Raw genomic sequence first — 17901 nt, 5'->3', positions numbered from 1 at the left:
ACTTCATTATATAACAAAAAGACAGAAAATACTCACAAAAAAGCGTAAGCGATTACAGGTAAAAATTGAGAAGCACATAGCAAACGAGTAGGAAGAAGGAAGAGGAAATCTCACAGGAAAAGTAAGGTTTGAAGGAGGAGTTAACCATGAAGCAGATCACAGCGACTATCGCTGGCATTATTTCCAATGTTTTAGTGAAACAGACTGATGTAGTAGAGGTGGGACAAGAAGTTATCGTGATAGAATCGATGAAAATGCAAATTCCGATTGAGAGCGAGATTGAAGGCACTGTAAAGGAGGTCAAGGTTAAACCAGGTGATTTTATTAATGATGGGGACATTATGCTCGTACTAGAATAAGAAATAAGTATTTGGAGGGGAATATGGATACAGTTCATGGATTAGCGGCAAAGCTTATGCAAAAGCAGAAGGAAATTGAGAAGGGAGGAGCGCTGAAGTACCACGAGAAATTACAGTCGCAAAATAAATTCTTTGTTCGCAAAAGACTGGAATTGCTATTTGACGATGGGAAGTATGAGGAGGATGGCAAATTCGCCAATTGTGAAGACGGTCATTTACCTGCCGATGGAGTTGTGACAGCTATTGGCCGAATAAATAGTCAAACAGTATGTGTGATGGCAAACGATTCTACGGTTAAGGCCGGATCGTGGGGAGCGAGAACCGTTGAGAAAATCATTCGAATTCAAGAAGCTGCTGAAAAACTCAAAGTTCCTTTGCTTTATCTAGTTGATTCTGCGGGCGCAAGAATTACAGATCAATTGGAAATGTTTCCAAACAGGCGAGGGGCAGGGAGAATTTTTCACAATCAAATAAAGCTTTCAGGTATGGTCCCGCAGGTCTGTCTTTTATTCGGACCTTCCGCAGCAGGTGGTGCTTATATTCCCGCCTTTTGCGATATCGTCATTATGGTCGACAAAAATGCTTCAATGTATTTAGGATCACCGAGAATGGCAGAAAAAGTGATAGGAGAGAAAGTTACACTGGAAGAAATGGGTGGAGCGAAAATGCATTGTACGATCAGTGGCTGTGGTGACATTCTTGCATCTAATGAAGAAGAAGCCATTTCTGCAGCGAGAATGTACTTATCGTATTTTCCTGCAAATTACCAACTAAAATCAAAGATAGGAAAGTCAGTGCAACCGAAGGAAGGGAGAGCGCTTGAGGAAATTATTCCATTAAATCAAAACGCACCTTTTAATATGTATGATTGTATTGATACGCTTATCGATGAGGGGAGTTTCTTTGAAATAAAAAAACGATTTGCAGCAGAACTCATAACAGGACTAGCAAGAATTGGAGGCAGACCTGTCGGAATTATCGCAAACCAACCAAAGGTAAAGGGTGGAGTTCTTTTTATTGATTCAGCTGATAAAGGGGCTAAGTTTATTCAACTCTGTGATGCATTCCATATTCCATTACTTTTTCTCGCTGATGTTCCCGGTTTTATGATTGGAACGAAAGTGGAGAGAGCGGGAATTATTCGCCATGGAGCAAAACTAATTGCGGCAATGAGTTCAGCGACGGTACCCAAAATATCAGTTATTGTCAGAAAGGCTTATGGGGCTGGCCTCTATGCAATGGCTGGTCCAGCGTTTGAGCCAGATTACTGTGTCGCTCTTCCGACTGCTCAAATTGCAGTCATGGGACCTGAAGCAGCAGTCAATGCAGTGTACTCAAATAAAATAAATGAGATTGTTGATCCGAAAGAAAAAAACGCTTTTATAGCGGCAAAAGAACAAGAATATAAAGAGGAGATCAATATTTATAAACTTGCCTCTGAGATGATAGTCGATGACGTCGTTGCTCCCTCACAATTAAGACAAACACTTATGAATCGACTGACTATTTATGAGACAAAGGATGTAGGGTTGAGCGCAAAGAAGCATCCTGTGTACCCAGTCTAAGTAATAAGAAGAAACTGGATGAAAGCTTAAATAATTTTTTTAGGCTTTCTTTTTTTGGTCTATAAATCTTCTGCAATTAATTTTTCGTGGAAAAACAACAAAATCTGAGAAAATAGACCTTGTCTTTGGTAAAATATGAATAAGTTCTAAAATGAGGATTAATGAGGCGATAGAATGAGAGTTGCCATTATTGGTGGAGGGTCTATAGGTCTTTTGTTTTCCTACTATTTAAATAAGGAACACGATGTCGTTCTATACGTTCGAAGACAATCGCAAAAAGCTGAAATAGAAGCTAAAGGGATTGTACTAAGGAAACGAACGGATTCTTTTCATACATATATAAATGTTAAGGGATTTGAAGAATGGGAAAAAGAAGTCCCTGTTGATCTTGTCATCATTTGTGTTAAACAATACCATCTTCAAGCCGTGCTTGAAAAAATAGGCTTATCCGCAGATCAGACCGTTCTATTTATTCAAAATGGAATGGGACATTTAAAGTTCATTGAGAAGTATAAGCTAAATCATGTTCTCATTGCTTCTGTAGAACACGGTGCCTATCGTGAAAACGATCACTGTGTGTATCATAGAGGGGAAGGACGAACAAAAATAGCAGACTATCAAGGTCACAATCAAGAAATCATTCGTGAGCTAATGGGAAGTACGGTTAAAGATTTTCCGTTAGCTTTCACAGATGATTACAAAGAGATGCTACTTAAAAAACTCGTGGCTAATGCGGTAATTAATCCACTAACCGCTCTTTTAAAAGTGCAAAATGGAGTGCTCTTACATAATCCTCATTACTATCAGGTCTTTACTATGCTATTTAAAGAAATTAGCCATATACTTGGACTTGAGGAAGAACAACTCTATTTTGAAAATGTAAAGCAAATTTGCCAAAATACGGCTCAAAATCAGTCCTCCATGCTGAAAGATTTGCAGGCGGGAGGTCAGACAGAAATTGAGGCTATTCTAGGTTACTTAATTGATGAAGCGGAGAAGAAGAATATTCACGCTCCACTCATTACTACTCTGTTTCATCTTATTAAAGGGAGTGAAGTGGAGGGAGGAGGAAAGTAAGATGTCAAATGTTTTTTCAAATGTTGCGGCTGCATTTATCACCATTCCTGTCTTAGGGTATATCATAATCTTTGTTATATGTAAGCAAGCGACGAAACAACATCGTCGAGCTGTTCAGATGGCATTGGATGGGAGCACGGTTTTATTTATGATTTCTGTCCATTATTTAATTTTGACGATTTGGAATAAATCATTTCTATGGTTAATTTTGATCCTCATTCTTTTAATAGGGGTGTTGGTCGTATTCCTGCATTGGAAGGTAAAGCAAGAAATCGATTATTCAAAAGTATTCCGAGGTTTTTGGCGTTTTAATTTCCTTGTTTTCTTCTCAGCTTATACCGTTTTATTAGTTATTGGGATTGTTCGCAGCATCTCAAACGCAATTTCATAAGCGTTAGTCTGGTGACAATGAACAAGCCGCCTACACTTTTCGTATAAGCAAAGTTTTTTTATTTGTGGTTATTCAGTGATATACTCATACGTAGTAAATTGTTGCTTAGAAAGGAAGTACATAAATGGAGATGATGAATCTCAATCTCCCAGCTACGAATAAGTTTGCTACGGCATACTATAATGGGACTGACGAGGTAAAGAATTTTTTTCATTATCAATATCAAAATCCCTCTCATTACCAAAAAAGGTTGGAGGAATTGTCCAGTCGTTCGTTTATGAGGCAGGAGTTGGCGGATCATATTGAAGAGTTTATGAAGCCATTTCCAACCTCTGATAAAGTATTTGAATCAATTGCAAAGCTCAAGGACGATAATAGTGTTGTCGTCATCGGTGGACAACAGGCTGGAATTTTAACGGGTCCCTTATATTCTATACATAAAGTGATTTCAATTATTTCCTTTGCCAAGCAGAAGGAAAAAGAATTAGGAATTCCTGTCGTTCCTATATTTTGGATTGCTGGTGAGGATCACGATTACGCAGAAGTAAATCATGTTTATTTGGAGAATCGAAATCAATTGGAAAAATGGGTTTATCCAAGCAAAGTGTTAGACAAAAGAATGGTTACAGATTGCGTTCTCAATAAAGAGGTTTGTCTATCATGGATAGAAGCTGTGATTGAAACGTTTGGAGAAACAGACCACACAAACCAATTACTAGCGTTTTCGAAAAAGGCTGTGGAGAAATCAGAATCATTTGTCGACCTTTTCGCTTATATCGTCATGGAATTGTTTAAGGAACAAGGTCTATTACTTGTCGATTCAGGAAATCGAAAGCTGCGCCAATTAGAAAAGGAAATATTAGTTGAACAAATTAACAATGCTGTAATGATTACCTCTGCAGTAGAAAAAGAACAGGCTGAACTTGCTAAAAAAGGATTTTCGAGAACAATTGAGCTTTCAGATAAGGCAGCGAATCTGTTCTATTATGATGAACAACATTACGAAAGAGTTCTCCTAGAATTTGACGAGGAAGCAAATGTTTTTGTTGGAAAAGATGGCTTGATTTCTTTCACGAAGGAAGAATTGCTTGCAATTGCCAGTGAACAGCCTGAAAAAATGAGCAATAATGTGGTAACAAGACCACTTATGCAAGAAAAATTGTTCCCGACATTAGCATTTATCGCTGGCCCAGGGGAAATATCTTATTGGGCGGAATTGAAGAGTGCATTTGAAATCTTCGACATGAAAATGCCACCGATCATTCCAAGAATCAATATTACTCTTTTAGAGCGAGAAATTGAATCAAGTATGAATGACTGGAAATTTGACTTACAGGAAATTCTACAAAGGGGAATTTCCGAACATAAAAAGTCATTTTTAGAATCTGTCAAAGATACGAGTTTTGAGCATTTATTCTTGGAAACGAAAGAGCAACTAACAAAAAATTATTCGGCAATTAGAAAGCAGACAGAAAAAGAGTATAAAGGTTTACTCCCACTGCTAAAGAAAAATGAATCGATCCTTTTAAAGCAAATCGGGTATATGGAAGAAAAAATCGAAGAAGCGTTGCTGTTAAAACATGATACTGCAATAAAGCAACTTGATTGTATTGACTATTCTATTAGACCATTTGGTGGACCACAGGAAAGAATGTGGAATATTTATTATTTCTTAAACAAATACGGATTAGATTTCGTGGAGCGATTATCAGCTCTATCCTATGATTTTGATGGGACACATAAAATCATAAAAATATAAGAGGTTGAGGCTGGGACAAAAAATCGGTGGTAACGACTTTTTGACTCTAGTTTCGAATGGATAAATTCCCTCGCAGTTGACGGATCGCTATGAAAAAATAACAGGAAAATTTCCGCTTAATGAGCAACCAGCATGAAAAAGAGCTGAAATAACAGGAAAATTTCCTGCTATTCCCTGAAAAAATGCCAAAATAAACGATTTTGCCCTCCAGAAGCGGAAAATCTTCCGTTATTTCCCCTAAAAGGGACTTCATTGAAGAGATAACAGGAAAAACTCCGCTTAAGGGTGAGAGATGGTTGAAGCAAAATAGGGTCTTTTTAGACAAAGCGGAAATCGATTGGAATCTTGAAGGCTAATTTGCGTTTCCCTCGATTTTCTTGTACGAGGAAAATCGAAGGTCTTCCGTTAATGGCAAAGTTCATATCCATAAATAGAGAAAGGTGAATTTGAGTACCCTCAGGATTCACCTTTCTCTATTTTTGACATTTACGAAAAAACCACAATCATTACGAAAACAGCGTTGATAAAAGATACGACACCCATTTTCAAATAGGTTTATCATACAATTATAGGGGGAATTAATATTTAAATTGTAAAAAGCGAAGAATTTCAGCAATTGGCTCTACTTAGTGTGTGTACTAAAGGCAAAGAATGAAATTATTTGACCTGAGGTGAGAGGGATGAAAAAGGAGCAAAAAATTGTTGTGGGTAAGACAATTAAGAAGAAATTTCTAATCGCGATGGGTTCGGGACTATTAGCGCTTGGCCTGCTTTTTTCAATTTTCGGATTTACCGGAAGCGCTTTCGCAGTACCGCTGGGAGGGATTGGCGACTTTTACGTTGAATTTGATCGCTTACAAGGAACCCAATTTCAATTATTACCGCATGTTGGAGAAACCGGGACGTCGGATGCTGAACCTATGGTACGTAATAAAATGGATACAGCGAAAATTACCAATCTGCACATTTATAAGGATTTAAAATTACCTACCGGAAATTGGGTGCGCTTTCACGTTCAAGCAAATGAAACAACGATTAAGGGGCTTATTCATGATGCGCGATTTATTGATGCAGATTTTGATTTTTCAGAGCTAGCCATTAAAGAAACGAATACATCAGATTTCTTGAAGAACTGGGGCCAAAGTGCTACATCGATTAACATTACAAATGCAAAAATTGTAACAGATTACTTGTTTCAAAGTATGGTAAGTTTGGGTGGTGCCAAAATTTCAGTTGAAAAAATCGATCAGCCTGATATAACGAATCAATAAATTTTGATTAGAAGGAAGGAAATGGTATGGATCGAAAGACAAGAAAAGTTCAAAAAAGAGAAGAGAAAAGAAATAGGAAGAGTCAAGCGGTTGCCCAATCCGGAAAATTTAAGCAATGGCAGCAAAAACGTCCCTTTTGGGGAGCAACTCTGACTATATTAGCAGCACTTATCATCATGTACATTCCGATTCAACTATACGCAATTGCTTTTATTCCAGGAAGTCTTGTGTTTATTGGTTTTCTATTTAGCGGTTTCCTTTTAATTGTCGGAATTTTCTCATATATATACCCGCAATTTTCGACTTTGTTTGGAGTACTGACCATTTTTTTATCTGTGCTTTCGATAATGGGTGCACTTGGAGGGTTTATTATTGGAACGATTGTGGGAATTGTAGCTGGTTCATTGTGCATCGCATGGGAGAAAGAAGAAGTGCTTGTCCAGAGTATGGATTCATTGAAAAGTAATCAGGAGCCATCCATGGAAGTATAGGGTTATCCCATAAATAATTTCTGAGGAGAGAAAAGGAGAATGAAAAAAAGAAGATCGTTTTTTCTATCTGTGTTGGTCATAATGGTATGCGTATTTTCCTCCTCATTCATCGGGAACATGACGGTTCAAGGGGAAGAAAATATCGAGCGTGCTGCTTCAGAGGATAGTGGAGGTTTTATTATTGAGTCGGTCAAAGTAGATGGTGTTCTCGATCTAGCTGGAATCTTACTCGGTAAAATCACCATTTATGAATATATGGTTTAACGATTACGAAAAAATTCTCATTGGGAGGTAATCAAGAGCCGCTAATTATCAAGATTACCTCTCCAGGTCCTATTCCAGTCAAGCAGTTAACAGCGTCAACGAAAGGTCACTCGATCCCGGAGTTCGGTGGGCTTTGTAAACCTGAGAAAGCTGGACGGGTTTGCATGGAAGATGTGTCGATGACGGTTACAGCACAAGAAGCTGCTTCTATTGCGCTCCCGGATGCAAAGGTAGAGACTTGTTATGCTCGTCAATGTGGTCCATTGCCTGAGGGGAGTTCCATGAGTGAGGAACAATTTAAGGAGTTCATGAAGCAGATAGAAGACAATGAGTCTGACTTAAAAGAGATTTTGAAAGGAGTCGAGAAAGATTCGGAACAGCTTTCCGTTTTAGAGAAATTACTGAAAGATGCAATGACTGCATGGGAAGTTATTGATTCTGATCAGACGGAAAGTCTAATTCATCAGCTTACTTCAACCTTAGATAAAAATGTGGAGAATATCAATTTGCATCAATTGGCTGGGGGAGCAATCGAATTGGCGAGAAAAAAGGATCATTATTTACAGACGGTAGCGAATTTTTCAGAAGCAATGAGCAAAGCGGAACCATTGGTGGAACATTTAGAAATGAATTTAACCCAGATGGAGGCTAAATTAGAGGAGATCGAATCCTTTGAGAGTAAAGCTGTAAATGATCCAAAGATTCTATTGGTACAGCGGTATATTGAACTTATTGATGTTTCAACGAAAACGCAGGCAACAATAAAAGACAGTTCAACAGAGGTGCGGACAAAGTTAGAGGAGCACAAAAAGATAATCATACCAATCCTGGATAAATTCAAAAGCTTACTACTTGAAATTAATAAAATCGAAGCGGATAAAATAGAGATTGTACAAAAGACAAACAGTTTAGAAGAAACCATTGCAGATAAGCAAGAACAACTAAACGAGGAAGAAGAGGAGGATGTCATTGAGCCGATCGTTTCCATTCCGAAAGATCTTCTCGATAATGGAAACGATCAAGAACAAAAATCGATTGTAGATACAGGTAACGAAATCAAGGAACCACTTATAGACATCGTTTCTGAGTTACCGCTCATCGAAGAAAACATCGTTCCCGATATACCACTCGTTGATACTATCAAGGAGCCTGTTAAAAAAGGAATTCCAAAAACCTCGCTCGTCGAAGAAATGAAGGGTCCACTAGCTACTATTATTCCTGATTTATTGGAAATAGAAGGAGTGAAAGAATGGCTGATTTTAGATGGGGGAATAGCGGAGATAACTGAAATTGATGAAGATCTCCTTAATGAACGATTAGACAAAATGGAGCCTTTAAAATTATCGGATCTATTAAAGTTACAATAGTAATAAAAAGGGGGACGCATAATAGGGATTGCTCCTCATTATATGTTCCCCTTTTTATTGAACAGGTCGAAAGTTAGGTTACAAATTAATAACCTTATGATTCCGTAGTAAAACCTTCCTATTTTCAACATTTAGGAAGGTTTTTTTATTCGAATAAAGAATTTTATAAAATAAGGTGGAGGAAAGTGGGGGATTGTGGTACATTTAGAATAGAGAGTGGGGGTAGTGGGTATGTTTATGGGTGAATACCATCATAATGTTGATACAAAGGGTCGTCTTATCGTGCCCGCTAAGTTTCGTGATCATTTAGGCGAAACATTTGTTTTGACACGAGGCCTTGATCAATGTTTATTTGGTTACCCGCTATCTGAATGGTCCCTTATTGAAGAAAAATTAAAAGGATTGCCATTAACGAAAAAAGATGCCCGCGCATTTACTCGATTTTTCTTTTCAGGTGCCACTGAATGTGAACTTGATAAACAAGGAAGGATCAATATTTCTTCCCCATTGATGCAATACGCAAAACTAGATAAAGAATGTGTTGTGTTAGGTGTTTCCAATCGAATTGAGATATGGAGTAAGGATCTTTGGGAAGACTATTTTTCAGAGTCAGAAGAATCTTTTGCAGAGATTGCAGAAAATATGATTGGATTTGATATTTAATTTCGATCACATGTAGCATCAAGAATCATTAACTCCTAAGTCTGACGATTGGAAAGGTGGACAAGCATGTTTGAACATACAACAGTGTTATTACATGAAACGGTAGAAGGATTAAATATTAACCCAGACGGAATATATGTCGACTGTACGATGGGGGGAGCAGGACATAGTTCACTTATCCTCTCAAAGCTATCGTCTAAGGGAAAGCTGTATGCCTTTGACCAGGATGATATCGCCATCGCAAATGCTAAAGTAAAGTTGGCCCAATATGGTGAGCGAATTACGATCATTAAAAGCAATTTCCTTCATTTAAAAGAGGAGCTTGCCAAAAGAGGAGTCGATAAGGTAGACGGAATTTTGTACGACCTTGGAGTTTCGTCCCCGCAACTAGATACTCCGGAGAGAGGGTTTAGTTACCACCACGACGCTCCACTTGATATGAGAATGGATCAAGAAGCACCTATTTCTGCTTATGATGTAGTGAATGAATGGAGTTTCAATGATCTATTACGAATTTTCCATCGTTATGGAGAAGAAAAATTCTCAAAACAAATTGCTCGTAAAATTGAAGCAGCAAGGGAAAATAAACCAATTGAAACGACAGGGGAACTTGTCGATATTATTAAGGATGCGATCCCTGCCCCGGCTAGACGAAAGGGTGGACATCCAGCAAAACGGATTTTTCAAGCGATTCGAATTGCCGTCAATGATGAATTAGGAGTATTTGAGAAATCACTCCAGCAAGCCATCGAAATATTAGCTCCGGGTGGGAGAATTAGTGTCATCACTTTCCATTCATTAGAGGATCGAATTTGTAAAGTGACCTTTAAAAAAGCAAGTGAGACACCAGATTTACCTCATGGTCTTCCAATTATCCCAGATGAGTACAAGCCTGTATTAAAGCTCGTTACAAGAAAACCAATTTTACCGACTGAAAAAGAGTTGGAAGAAAATAATCGGGCCAGATCAGCAAAATTAAGAATTGCTGAAAAACGCTAGCCTATAGCAAATATCTAAATCCAAGGAGGGAAAAGAATGGGGAATTTAGCAAGGAAGCTTCAACAAGAACAACAACAGAAACAGGTGCAAGCACCGAAAATAGTACGAAAGAATCGATTGGGTTTCTCTCCTGGTGAGAAAATATTAGGAGCAGTATTTTGTGTAGCTCTTTGTTTTGGTGCTGTGCAAATTATTTCAAATCAAGCGTCTATATATGAAATAAACAAAGATATTCAAGTGATATCAACATCGATCGAGTCCCAACAAAAAGTGAACGCAGATCTTGCTATGCAGGTAGAAGAACTGAGTACATATGAAAGAATATGGGCAAAGGCAAAAGAACTCGGTTTGAAGTTAAATGAAAATAACGTCAAGGTTGTGCAAGGGCAATGATAAGAAAACAGCCAAATATGAATGTAGGAGCAGCAATTTTATTTATTTTATTTTGCCTGCTCTTTTTTGTCTTACTATTTCGTTTCGTCTCTATTCAAGTTACAGGGGAGGCTGCTGGGCAACCGTTAGCAGCAAAGGCACAGCAAATCTATAATAAGAATGGAGTATTAGAAGCGAAAAGAGGAACAATTTATGATCGAAATGGAGAAGTAATTGCAGAAGATACTTCGTCGTACACGGTGGTTGCTATTTTAGACGAAAGTATGAAACCGAATTACGTTTCCGATAAAGAAAAAACCGCTAGAGAACTAGCGAAATATCTCGATTTAGCAGAATCAGAGATTTTGAGAATTTTATCAAAGGAAGGCCAGTTTCAAGTTGAATTTGGTCGAGCTGGAAAAGATATTCCGCTTCAAACGAAGCAAGAGATAGAAGAATTAAAATTACCAGGTATCACTTTTGTTAGAGAATCCAAACGTTTTTATCCAAATGGTGTGTTTTCGTCCCATTTAATTGGGTATGTGGATACGAAAGAAGGAGAAACGATCCCAGTCGGACAATTAGGACTTGAAAAATCCTTAAATGATATTCTGACGGGGGAAAATGGGTCTATTAACTATTCAAGTGATTTATGGGGATATATTCTCCCTGACAGTGAACAAAAAATTACTCCAGCCAAAGATGGGCAAGATGTTTATTTAACGTTAGATAAGAAAATCCAAACATTTTTGGAGGATGCGTTAAATCAAGCAGATGAACAATATAAGCCTGCGAAAATGGTTGCCCTTGTCGCAGACCCAAAAACTGGTGATATTTTGGCGATGGGGCAAAGACCTACCTTTCATCCAAAAACGCGGGAGGGTATTGAGAAAACATGGTTGAATGAAGCGGTTGAAGTATCATATGAACCAGGATCAACGATGAAGATTTTTACCCTTGCAGCTGCCCTTGAAGAACAAGTGTTAAATCTAAATGAACAATATCAGTCTGGTTCATTTAAACCTACGAAAAATTCCGATGCAATTCGAGATCATAATAAAGTCGGTTGGGGATCCATCACATATCTAGAAGGTTTTCAGCGATCATCAAACGTAGCTATTGCGAAAATAGTTCAAGAAAAGCTTGGTTTCGATACGTATCGTGAATACTTAACAAAGTTTGGGTTCGAAAATCCAACAGGAATTGAGATCCCGAATGAAACGGGCGGAAAAATTGTTTATAATTATCCACTCGATAAAGTAACAACAGGTTATGGTCAAGGAACAGCGATTACACCGCTGCAACAAATCCAAGCAGCAACAGCGATTGCCGGTGATGGAAGAATGTTAAAGCCGCAAATTATTGATAGAGTAGTTGATCCAGCGTCGAATAAGACCGTCAAAAAGTCAGAGCCAGAAGTGGTGGGCAATCCTATATCTGAGGGAACAGCAAAAAAAGTGCGGGAAATTATGGAGACGGTTATCACTTCTCCTAAAGGAACGGGATATGAGAGATATAACATAGAAGGCTATGATATTGCTGGAAAAACAGGAACGGCAAACTTAACGCAAAATGGTGTATATCTTCATGGAAAAAATGATTATGTATATTCTTTCATGGGAATGGCCCCAGCAGATGATCCAGAGTTAATAGTCTATGTTATGGTTCAGCAACCACAAATCGATAATTCTTCTGATGGATATAAACCAGTTTCTTTAATTTTTAAACAGGTGATGCAAAATAGTCTCCAGTATTTAAGCATTCAGCCTACTGAAGTGGAAGCTTCAAAGACGATCGAGATCCCAAATGTAATGGGGCTTAGTGTTGAGAACGGTGTGAGTGCGCTTCAAGATCTGGGTGTTAATGCAGTAGTCTTAGGAAATGGTACCGAAATTGTGAAGCAGCTCCCTGCAAAAGGACAACCGCTATTAGAAGGTGAAAAGGTCATTGTCCAAACAAACGGTGATATCACATTACCTGAAATGAAAGGTTGGTCGCTAAGAGATGTCATGAAAGTGGCGAATTTAGCAAAACTACAATTAAATATTTCAGGTAGTGGGTATGTGAGCCAGCAAAATTTAGCAGCAGGTACGAAATTAAAAGAAGGGGATTATTTAGTAGTTCAACTACAAACTCCTGACACAAAAGAGGAAATCGTTGATGTGGACGAAGAAGAGGAAGAGGAAGAAATTCCTAAAGGTGGATGAAAGAACGGCTAATCACACCTTTGTTTCAGACTGTAGGCAAAATATTTGTCTGCAGTCTTTTCTATTATGAAAAACAGAATCTCCAGTTTAAAAAAGTTTTTTTTATGAACATCAAGTATAATACAATGATAAGTGATCGCTGTTTTCGTATAGATTATGGTTATATGTAAAAACCCAAAATCCGGTTTTTACCCTCGTATTACGGTTATGGCTATACATGAAGTGTGCGACGGCGCTGTTCGCTCCCTCAATCACGCATTTTGTTTCTTGTTATTTTCCAAAAGTAACCATGTTTGTAAAAAAAGCCTAATTGATAATAGAAGTACTTAAAAAGGTGGTACGGATATGGAAAGGATTATTCTATTTGATGGTGAGTGCAATCTTTGCGATCAAAGCGTACAATTTATCATCAAAAGAGACCCGGATGGTGTCTTTACGTTTGCTTCATTGCAAAGTGATATCGGGAAAATGTTATTAAATAAATGTAACGTTTCAAGTGAGATCGATAGTTTTGTTCTTATAGAGGGTGAACGATATTATGTTAAATCATCCGCTGCCCTTCGTGTTTGTAAGAATATAACAGGAGCATGGAAGTTGCTGTATGCCCTAGTCGTTATTCCGAAACCTTTGCGAGATTTTTTTTATGGAATGATCGCTAAAAATAGATATAAATGGTTCGGGAAAAAAGATCAGTGTCTGTTACCATCTCCGGATGTAAGAAAACGGTTCTTATCTTAGAGCTGTCAAAGTACAAACTTTGACTCCGGCTGCTTTTGTTGGAAATCTACGAGCTATTAGCACAAGCCCATTCAATAAAATGAAAAAATAAACTAGAACGCACTTTAACAATTGGTGCGTTCTATTTATTTTGGTACAAGCATATATTTGAACGAGCCAAACATGGGGGAGGTTCGTTCGAATATGCGGGTTTCGAATGTAACAGTTAGAAAAAGGTTAACAATTGCGTTGCTTGCTGGTTTTCTCATTTTTTTCATTATTGATATCAGGCTTGGGTATGTCCAATTTTTCCTTGGAAATTGGTTAACCGATGGGGCTGAAAATTTATGGAGCCGGGAAATTCCATTTGAACCTGATCGTGGGGAAATCGTTGACAGAAATGGTGTAGCATTAGCGACAAATATGAGTGCACCTACGGTTTATGTGTTTCCAAGACAAGTGAAGGATCCAGCCGAAACAGCAGAAAAGCTTGCGGCTGTCTTGAATGCTTCGAAAGAAAAGATATACAAACAGATAACAGAGAAAAGTTTAAATGTGCGAATATCTGAGGGACGCAAAATTTCAAATGAAAAAGCAGCTGAAGTTCGAAATCTTGATCTCGCAGGTGTTTATATTGGGAAAGATTCAAAGAGATACTATCCTTTTGGGGAATATTTATCACATGTGTTAGGATTCACCGGCATTGACAATCAAGGTTTAATGGGACTTGAACTGTATTATGATGACCAGTTAAAAGGGAAAAGGGGCTCTGTAGAGTTCTACGCTGATGCTAAGCATAATCGTATGAACGACAAAGCTGATGATTACAAGGCGCCAGAAGATGGCCTTGACTTAAAATTAACGATTGATTCAAAAGTGCAAAGCATTATCGAGAGAGAACTGGATATTGCAGAAGCTACGTATAATCCAGATGGAGCGATTGCGATTGCGATGGACCCTAATACAGGAGAAATATTAGGAATGTCCAGTAGGCCGAGTTTTAACCCAACCAATTTTCAGGATGTTGCACCTGAAGTATATAATCGGAATTTGCCGGTTTGGAGTACATATGAGCCAGGTTCTACCTTTAAGATTATTACTTTAGCAGCAGCATTAGAAGAAGGGAAGGTTGATTTAGAAAAAGATCATTTTCATGACTCAGGTTCGGTAAAGGTGAACGGATCGACCCTTCATTGTTGGAAAAGGGGAGGACATGGGAGTCAATCATTTCTTGAAGTTGTCCAGAACTCCTGTAACCCAGGATTCGTTGAATTGGGTCAACGATTAGGAAAAGAAACGCTTTTTAAATACATTAAGGATTTTGGGTTTGGGGAGAAAACAGGGATAGATTTACAAGGGGAAGGAAAAGGAATTCTCTTTAATCTTGAGAATGTTGGGCCTGTTGAGCTTGCGACAACAGCTTTCGGTCAAGGGGTCTCAGTGACACCGATCCAACAGGTTACCGCGCTGTCTGCTGCGATTAATGGTGGAACGCTCTACACTCCATATATCGCAAAGGAGTTGGTTGATCCTATAAGTGGAGAGGTCGCCATGAAAACTTCACCAACAGCGAAAAGAAAAGTTATTTCAGAAGATACGTCAAAAGAGATTAGGCATGCCCTTGAAACAGTTGTTGCACAAGGAACAGGGGGAAAAGCATTCGTGGAAGGGTATCGGGTAGGTGGAAAGACTGGAACAGCCCAAAAAGTAAAAGATGGTCGTTATATGGAAAACAATCATATCGTTTCTTTCATTGGCTTTGCACCTGCAGATGATCCGCAATTAGTGGTGTATGTTGCCGTCGATAACCCAAAAGGGACGCTCCAGTTCGGGGGGACCGTCGCTGCACCGATAGTTGGAAATATCATGGGTGATAGCTTAAGAGCGATCGGAGTTGAACCACGTGAAGATCAAATCGAAAAGGTGAGAAAGAATTGGGAAGATCCTGTGATGATCGAAGTACCAGACATGGTCGGAATGTCGAAAAAAGATATTCGTGAGATATTTGTGAATTTCAAAATTGATGCAAGTGGACAAGGAGATACGGTCGTGAAGCAAACACCACAAGGTGGTATAAAGCTGAAGGAAGGTTCGACAATTAGACTGTATTTTGATGATTCGGAAACAAAGGAAAAAAAGGAATAGTCAAGGCGGGAGGCAGAAATTAATTCGCCTCTCGCTTTTTTCATATAACTCAAAATTTTTGCCATTATTTCAAATCAGATCAATATCTCGAGAAAAAATAGCGAAATGTTTGGTTTTCATGTAAAATAAAAAGCGCGAGTTTTGAAAGAGCACTCTCGAAGGAATCCAGCAAAAAGCGTACACACCCAAGACAAATAAGGATCCCGCACATTAAAGCAAGGTGTCCGTACCTTTAAGAGAGGATATGATCAATTTTGAATTTACATACTTTACTTAAGAGTCTTCATTTCATTAATTGTGAGCATGTCGATAATCCTGAAATTGAATCGATTGAAAATGACAACCGTAAAGTCGTAGAAGGAAGTCTTTTTATTTGTATAAAAGGGTATACGGTGGACGGTCATGATTACGCTGAATCAGCTGTGAAGCAAGGGGCTGTTGCCGTTTTGGCCGAAAAACGATTATCATTACCGGTTCCGGTTATTGTCGTAGAAAGTACAAAACGAGCAATGGCTGTATTATCTGATGCATTTTATGGTCAACCTAGTCATAAACTTCATATGATAGGAATTACGGGTACAAATGGGAAGACAACGACCAGTCATCTCATTGAAAAGATACTTTCTGATGCAAACCAGCAAACAGGTTTAATTGGTACGATGTATACGAAAATAGGTTCGAAACAAATGGAAACGAAAAATACGACGCCAGAAAGTTTGACTTTACAAAAGACATTTAAGCAAATGGTCGAGGCTGGTGTTGATACGGCAGTTATGGAAGTTTCTTCACATGCTCTAGTCGAAGGTCGAGTCCATGGAACAGACTTTAATGTTGCGGTATTTACGAATTTAACACAGGATCATCTCGATTATCATCATACGATGGATGAATATAAGAGAGCAAAAAGCTTATTATTTTCCCAATTGGGAAATACATATCATTTGCACAACCCAAAATTTGCTATCTTAAATGTGGATGATGAAGCAAGTCAACTATTTATGGAGAGTACGAGTGGTCATGTGCTCACTTATGGGATCGATAAAGAGGCAAACCTTCGTGCAACTAATATTCAAATCACTTCACAAGGGACTGAGTTTGAATTAAAAAGTCCTTTTGGGATGCATAAGATCACGATGAGTTTAATTGGGAAATTTAGTGTTTATAATGCGCTTGCTAGTATTGGGGCTGCGATTTGCTCTGGTATTTCAATCGAAGATGCCATTTCCTCCATTGAAACGATAAAAGGTGTAGCGGGACGCTTTGAACTAGTGGATCTTGGTCAAGACTTCACCGTGATTGTAGATTATGCACACACACCTGATAGCTTAGAGAATGTATTGAAAACGATCAAGGAGTTTGCCCAAAACAAGGTTTCTGTCGTTATTGGTTGCGGAGGAGACAGGGACCGTACGAAGCGACCGATAATGGCGCAAGTTGCTTGTGCATATAGTGACCGCTCCATTTTCACTTCTGATAATCCACGAAGTGAAGATCCAGAACAAATTTTAAAGGATATGGAAGCAGGTGTGACGGGTCAATCATTTGAGGTGTTGGTAGACCGTAAAAAAGCAATATATTATGCGATTGAAACGGCAGAGCCAGGTGATGTTATTCTAATTGCCGGGAAAGGTCATGAAACCTATCAGTTGATCGGTGATCAAGTTTTTGATTTTGATGACCGTGAAGTAGCTAAAGAAGCAATTAAACAACTACAAAGAAGTTAAGAGCTACAGTGTATAGATGGTTAGAATTCGATTGTAAGACGTCACTTCACATAGTGGGGCAAAGGAGAGATAAGATGATCTTAACTTATGAAGACTTATCTGTAATTTTTCCAGACGTAACAGGGATAAGGGAGTTCGATTTGCATTTTCAAACCGTTTCAATAAAAGCGGATATAAACCAATCAAAAGGCCTTTATATTCCATTAGGTTCAAAAGCACAAGACCTTCAACAAGCCATTGCTAATGGAGCGGTAGCGGTGGTTTGGGAAAAGGGAAAAGCGATACCTAAATATACACCAAACCACTTTCCAGTATTCTATACAGATGACATTGCAAATGGAATAAAGGACATTTTGTTTGCTTTCCTTGATAAAAGTAATACAGAAGTAATCGATAAAAAGGACAAAACAAATTTCCTGTTTTTAGATGAAAAACTTCTTAATGAATTTTATGAAACATATGATAAGGCAGTAATAGAAGCAAAAATTAACGAACTGATAGAGAAGTTTCGAGAGGAGAAGGAATAGAAA

The 17901-nt window shown here is 38.3% G+C and carries 17 protein-coding genes; all 17 read left to right on the top strand.

All coding sequences use genetic code 11. From position 1 onward, the window contains the following. Positions 1-146: 146 nt before the first annotated feature. The 17 genes from BMSHG_RS02720 to BMSHG_RS02630 all read left to right on the top strand — a co-directional run bounded on the left by BMSHG_RS02720 (position 147) and on the right by BMSHG_RS02630 (position 17898). On the top strand, positions 147-359 hold the full coding sequence (locus BMSHG_RS02720; RefSeq protein WP_019152897.1) for a biotin/lipoyl-containing protein: 213 nt from the start codon (positions 147-149) through the stop codon (positions 357-359). A 23-nt stretch (positions 360-382) separates the two neighbouring features. Continuing rightward, positions 383-1924 carry an acyl-CoA carboxylase subunit beta gene (locus BMSHG_RS02715; RefSeq protein WP_019152896.1) on the top strand — a complete coding sequence of 514 codons (1542 nt, stop codon included), beginning with the start codon at positions 383-385 and terminating at the stop codon, positions 1922-1924. 174 nt (positions 1925-2098) lie between these two features. Then, positions 2099-3001: a 2-dehydropantoate 2-reductase gene (locus BMSHG_RS02710; RefSeq protein WP_019152895.1), complete on the top strand. Its 903-nt coding sequence runs from the start codon at positions 2099-2101 to the stop codon at positions 2999-3001. Between the two features lies 1 nt (position 3002). Further along, entirely contained in the window at positions 3003-3392 is a 390-nt protein-coding gene (locus BMSHG_RS02705; RefSeq protein WP_019152894.1) for a DUF3397 domain-containing protein, read from the top strand. 124 nt (positions 3393-3516) lie between these two features. After that, positions 3517-5151 (top strand): bacillithiol biosynthesis cysteine-adding enzyme BshC, encoded by a 1635-nt coding sequence (bshC, locus tag BMSHG_RS02700; protein WP_019152893.1) that lies wholly within the window; start codon positions 3517-3519, stop codon positions 5149-5151. Positions 5152-5831: 680 nt separating this feature from the next. Beyond that, positions 5832-6422 carry a DUF6230 family protein gene (locus BMSHG_RS02690; protein WP_019152891.1) on the top strand — a complete coding sequence of 197 codons (591 nt, stop codon included), beginning with the start codon at positions 5832-5834 and terminating at the stop codon, positions 6420-6422. 26 nt (positions 6423-6448) lie between these two features. Beyond that, positions 6449-6913, top strand: a complete 465-nt coding sequence (locus BMSHG_RS02685) for a DUF6114 domain-containing protein (protein ID WP_019152890.1) — start codon at positions 6449-6451, stop codon at positions 6911-6913. Between the two features lie 39 nt (positions 6914-6952). Continuing rightward, entirely contained in the window at positions 6953-7177 is a 225-nt protein-coding gene (locus BMSHG_RS02680; RefSeq protein ID WP_019152889.1) for a hypothetical protein, read from the top strand. Between the two features lie 20 nt (positions 7178-7197). Beyond that, entirely contained in the window at positions 7198-8544 is a 1347-nt protein-coding gene (locus tag BMSHG_RS02675; protein WP_019152888.1) for a hypothetical protein, read from the top strand. A gap of 231 nt (positions 8545-8775) precedes the next feature. Next, positions 8776-9207 (top strand): division/cell wall cluster transcriptional repressor MraZ, encoded by a 432-nt coding sequence (mraZ, locus tag BMSHG_RS02670; RefSeq protein ID WP_019152887.1) that lies wholly within the window; start codon positions 8776-8778, stop codon positions 9205-9207. A 66-nt stretch (positions 9208-9273) separates the two neighbouring features. Next, positions 9274-10206: a 16S rRNA (cytosine(1402)-N(4))-methyltransferase RsmH gene (gene rsmH / locus BMSHG_RS02665; protein ID WP_019152886.1), complete on the top strand. Its 933-nt coding sequence runs from the start codon at positions 9274-9276 to the stop codon at positions 10204-10206. A gap of 36 nt (positions 10207-10242) precedes the next feature. Continuing rightward, positions 10243-10599, top strand: a complete 357-nt coding sequence (gene ftsL / locus BMSHG_RS02660; RefSeq protein ID WP_019152885.1) for a cell division protein FtsL — start codon at positions 10243-10245, stop codon at positions 10597-10599. Further along, the gene (locus BMSHG_RS02655) at positions 10596-12785 is read left to right on the top strand and encodes a penicillin-binding protein (protein ID WP_019152884.1); all 2190 of its coding nucleotides are present in this window, start codon (positions 10596-10598) and stop codon (positions 12783-12785) included. Before ftsL ends, BMSHG_RS02655 begins: the two co-directional genes overlap by 4 nt. 345 nt (positions 12786-13130) lie before the next feature. Next, positions 13131-13523 carry a thiol-disulfide oxidoreductase DCC family protein gene (locus BMSHG_RS02645; protein WP_019152882.1) on the top strand — a complete coding sequence of 131 codons (393 nt, stop codon included), beginning with the start codon at positions 13131-13133 and terminating at the stop codon, positions 13521-13523. A gap of 183 nt (positions 13524-13706) precedes the next feature. Then, positions 13707-15647, top strand: a complete 1941-nt coding sequence (locus tag BMSHG_RS02640) for a stage V sporulation protein D (RefSeq protein WP_019152881.1) — start codon at positions 13707-13709, stop codon at positions 15645-15647. A gap of 254 nt (positions 15648-15901) precedes the next feature. Continuing rightward, positions 15902-17371: a UDP-N-acetylmuramoyl-L-alanyl-D-glutamate--2,6-diaminopimelate ligase gene (locus BMSHG_RS02635; RefSeq protein WP_019152880.1), complete on the top strand. Its 1470-nt coding sequence runs from the start codon at positions 15902-15904 to the stop codon at positions 17369-17371. Positions 17372-17445: 74 nt separating this feature from the next. Then, positions 17446-17898, top strand: a complete 453-nt coding sequence (locus BMSHG_RS02630) for a hypothetical protein (RefSeq protein WP_019152879.1) — start codon at positions 17446-17448, stop codon at positions 17896-17898. Positions 17899-17901 lie beyond the last annotated feature (3 nt).

Origin of the sequence: Robertmurraya massiliosenegalensis JC6 (assembly GCF_000311725.1) — a bacterium.
GTDB lineage: Bacteria > Bacillota > Bacilli > Bacillales > Cytobacillaceae > Robertmurraya > Robertmurraya massiliosenegalensis.
This window is presented reverse-complemented; position numbering and strand designations above follow the sequence as displayed.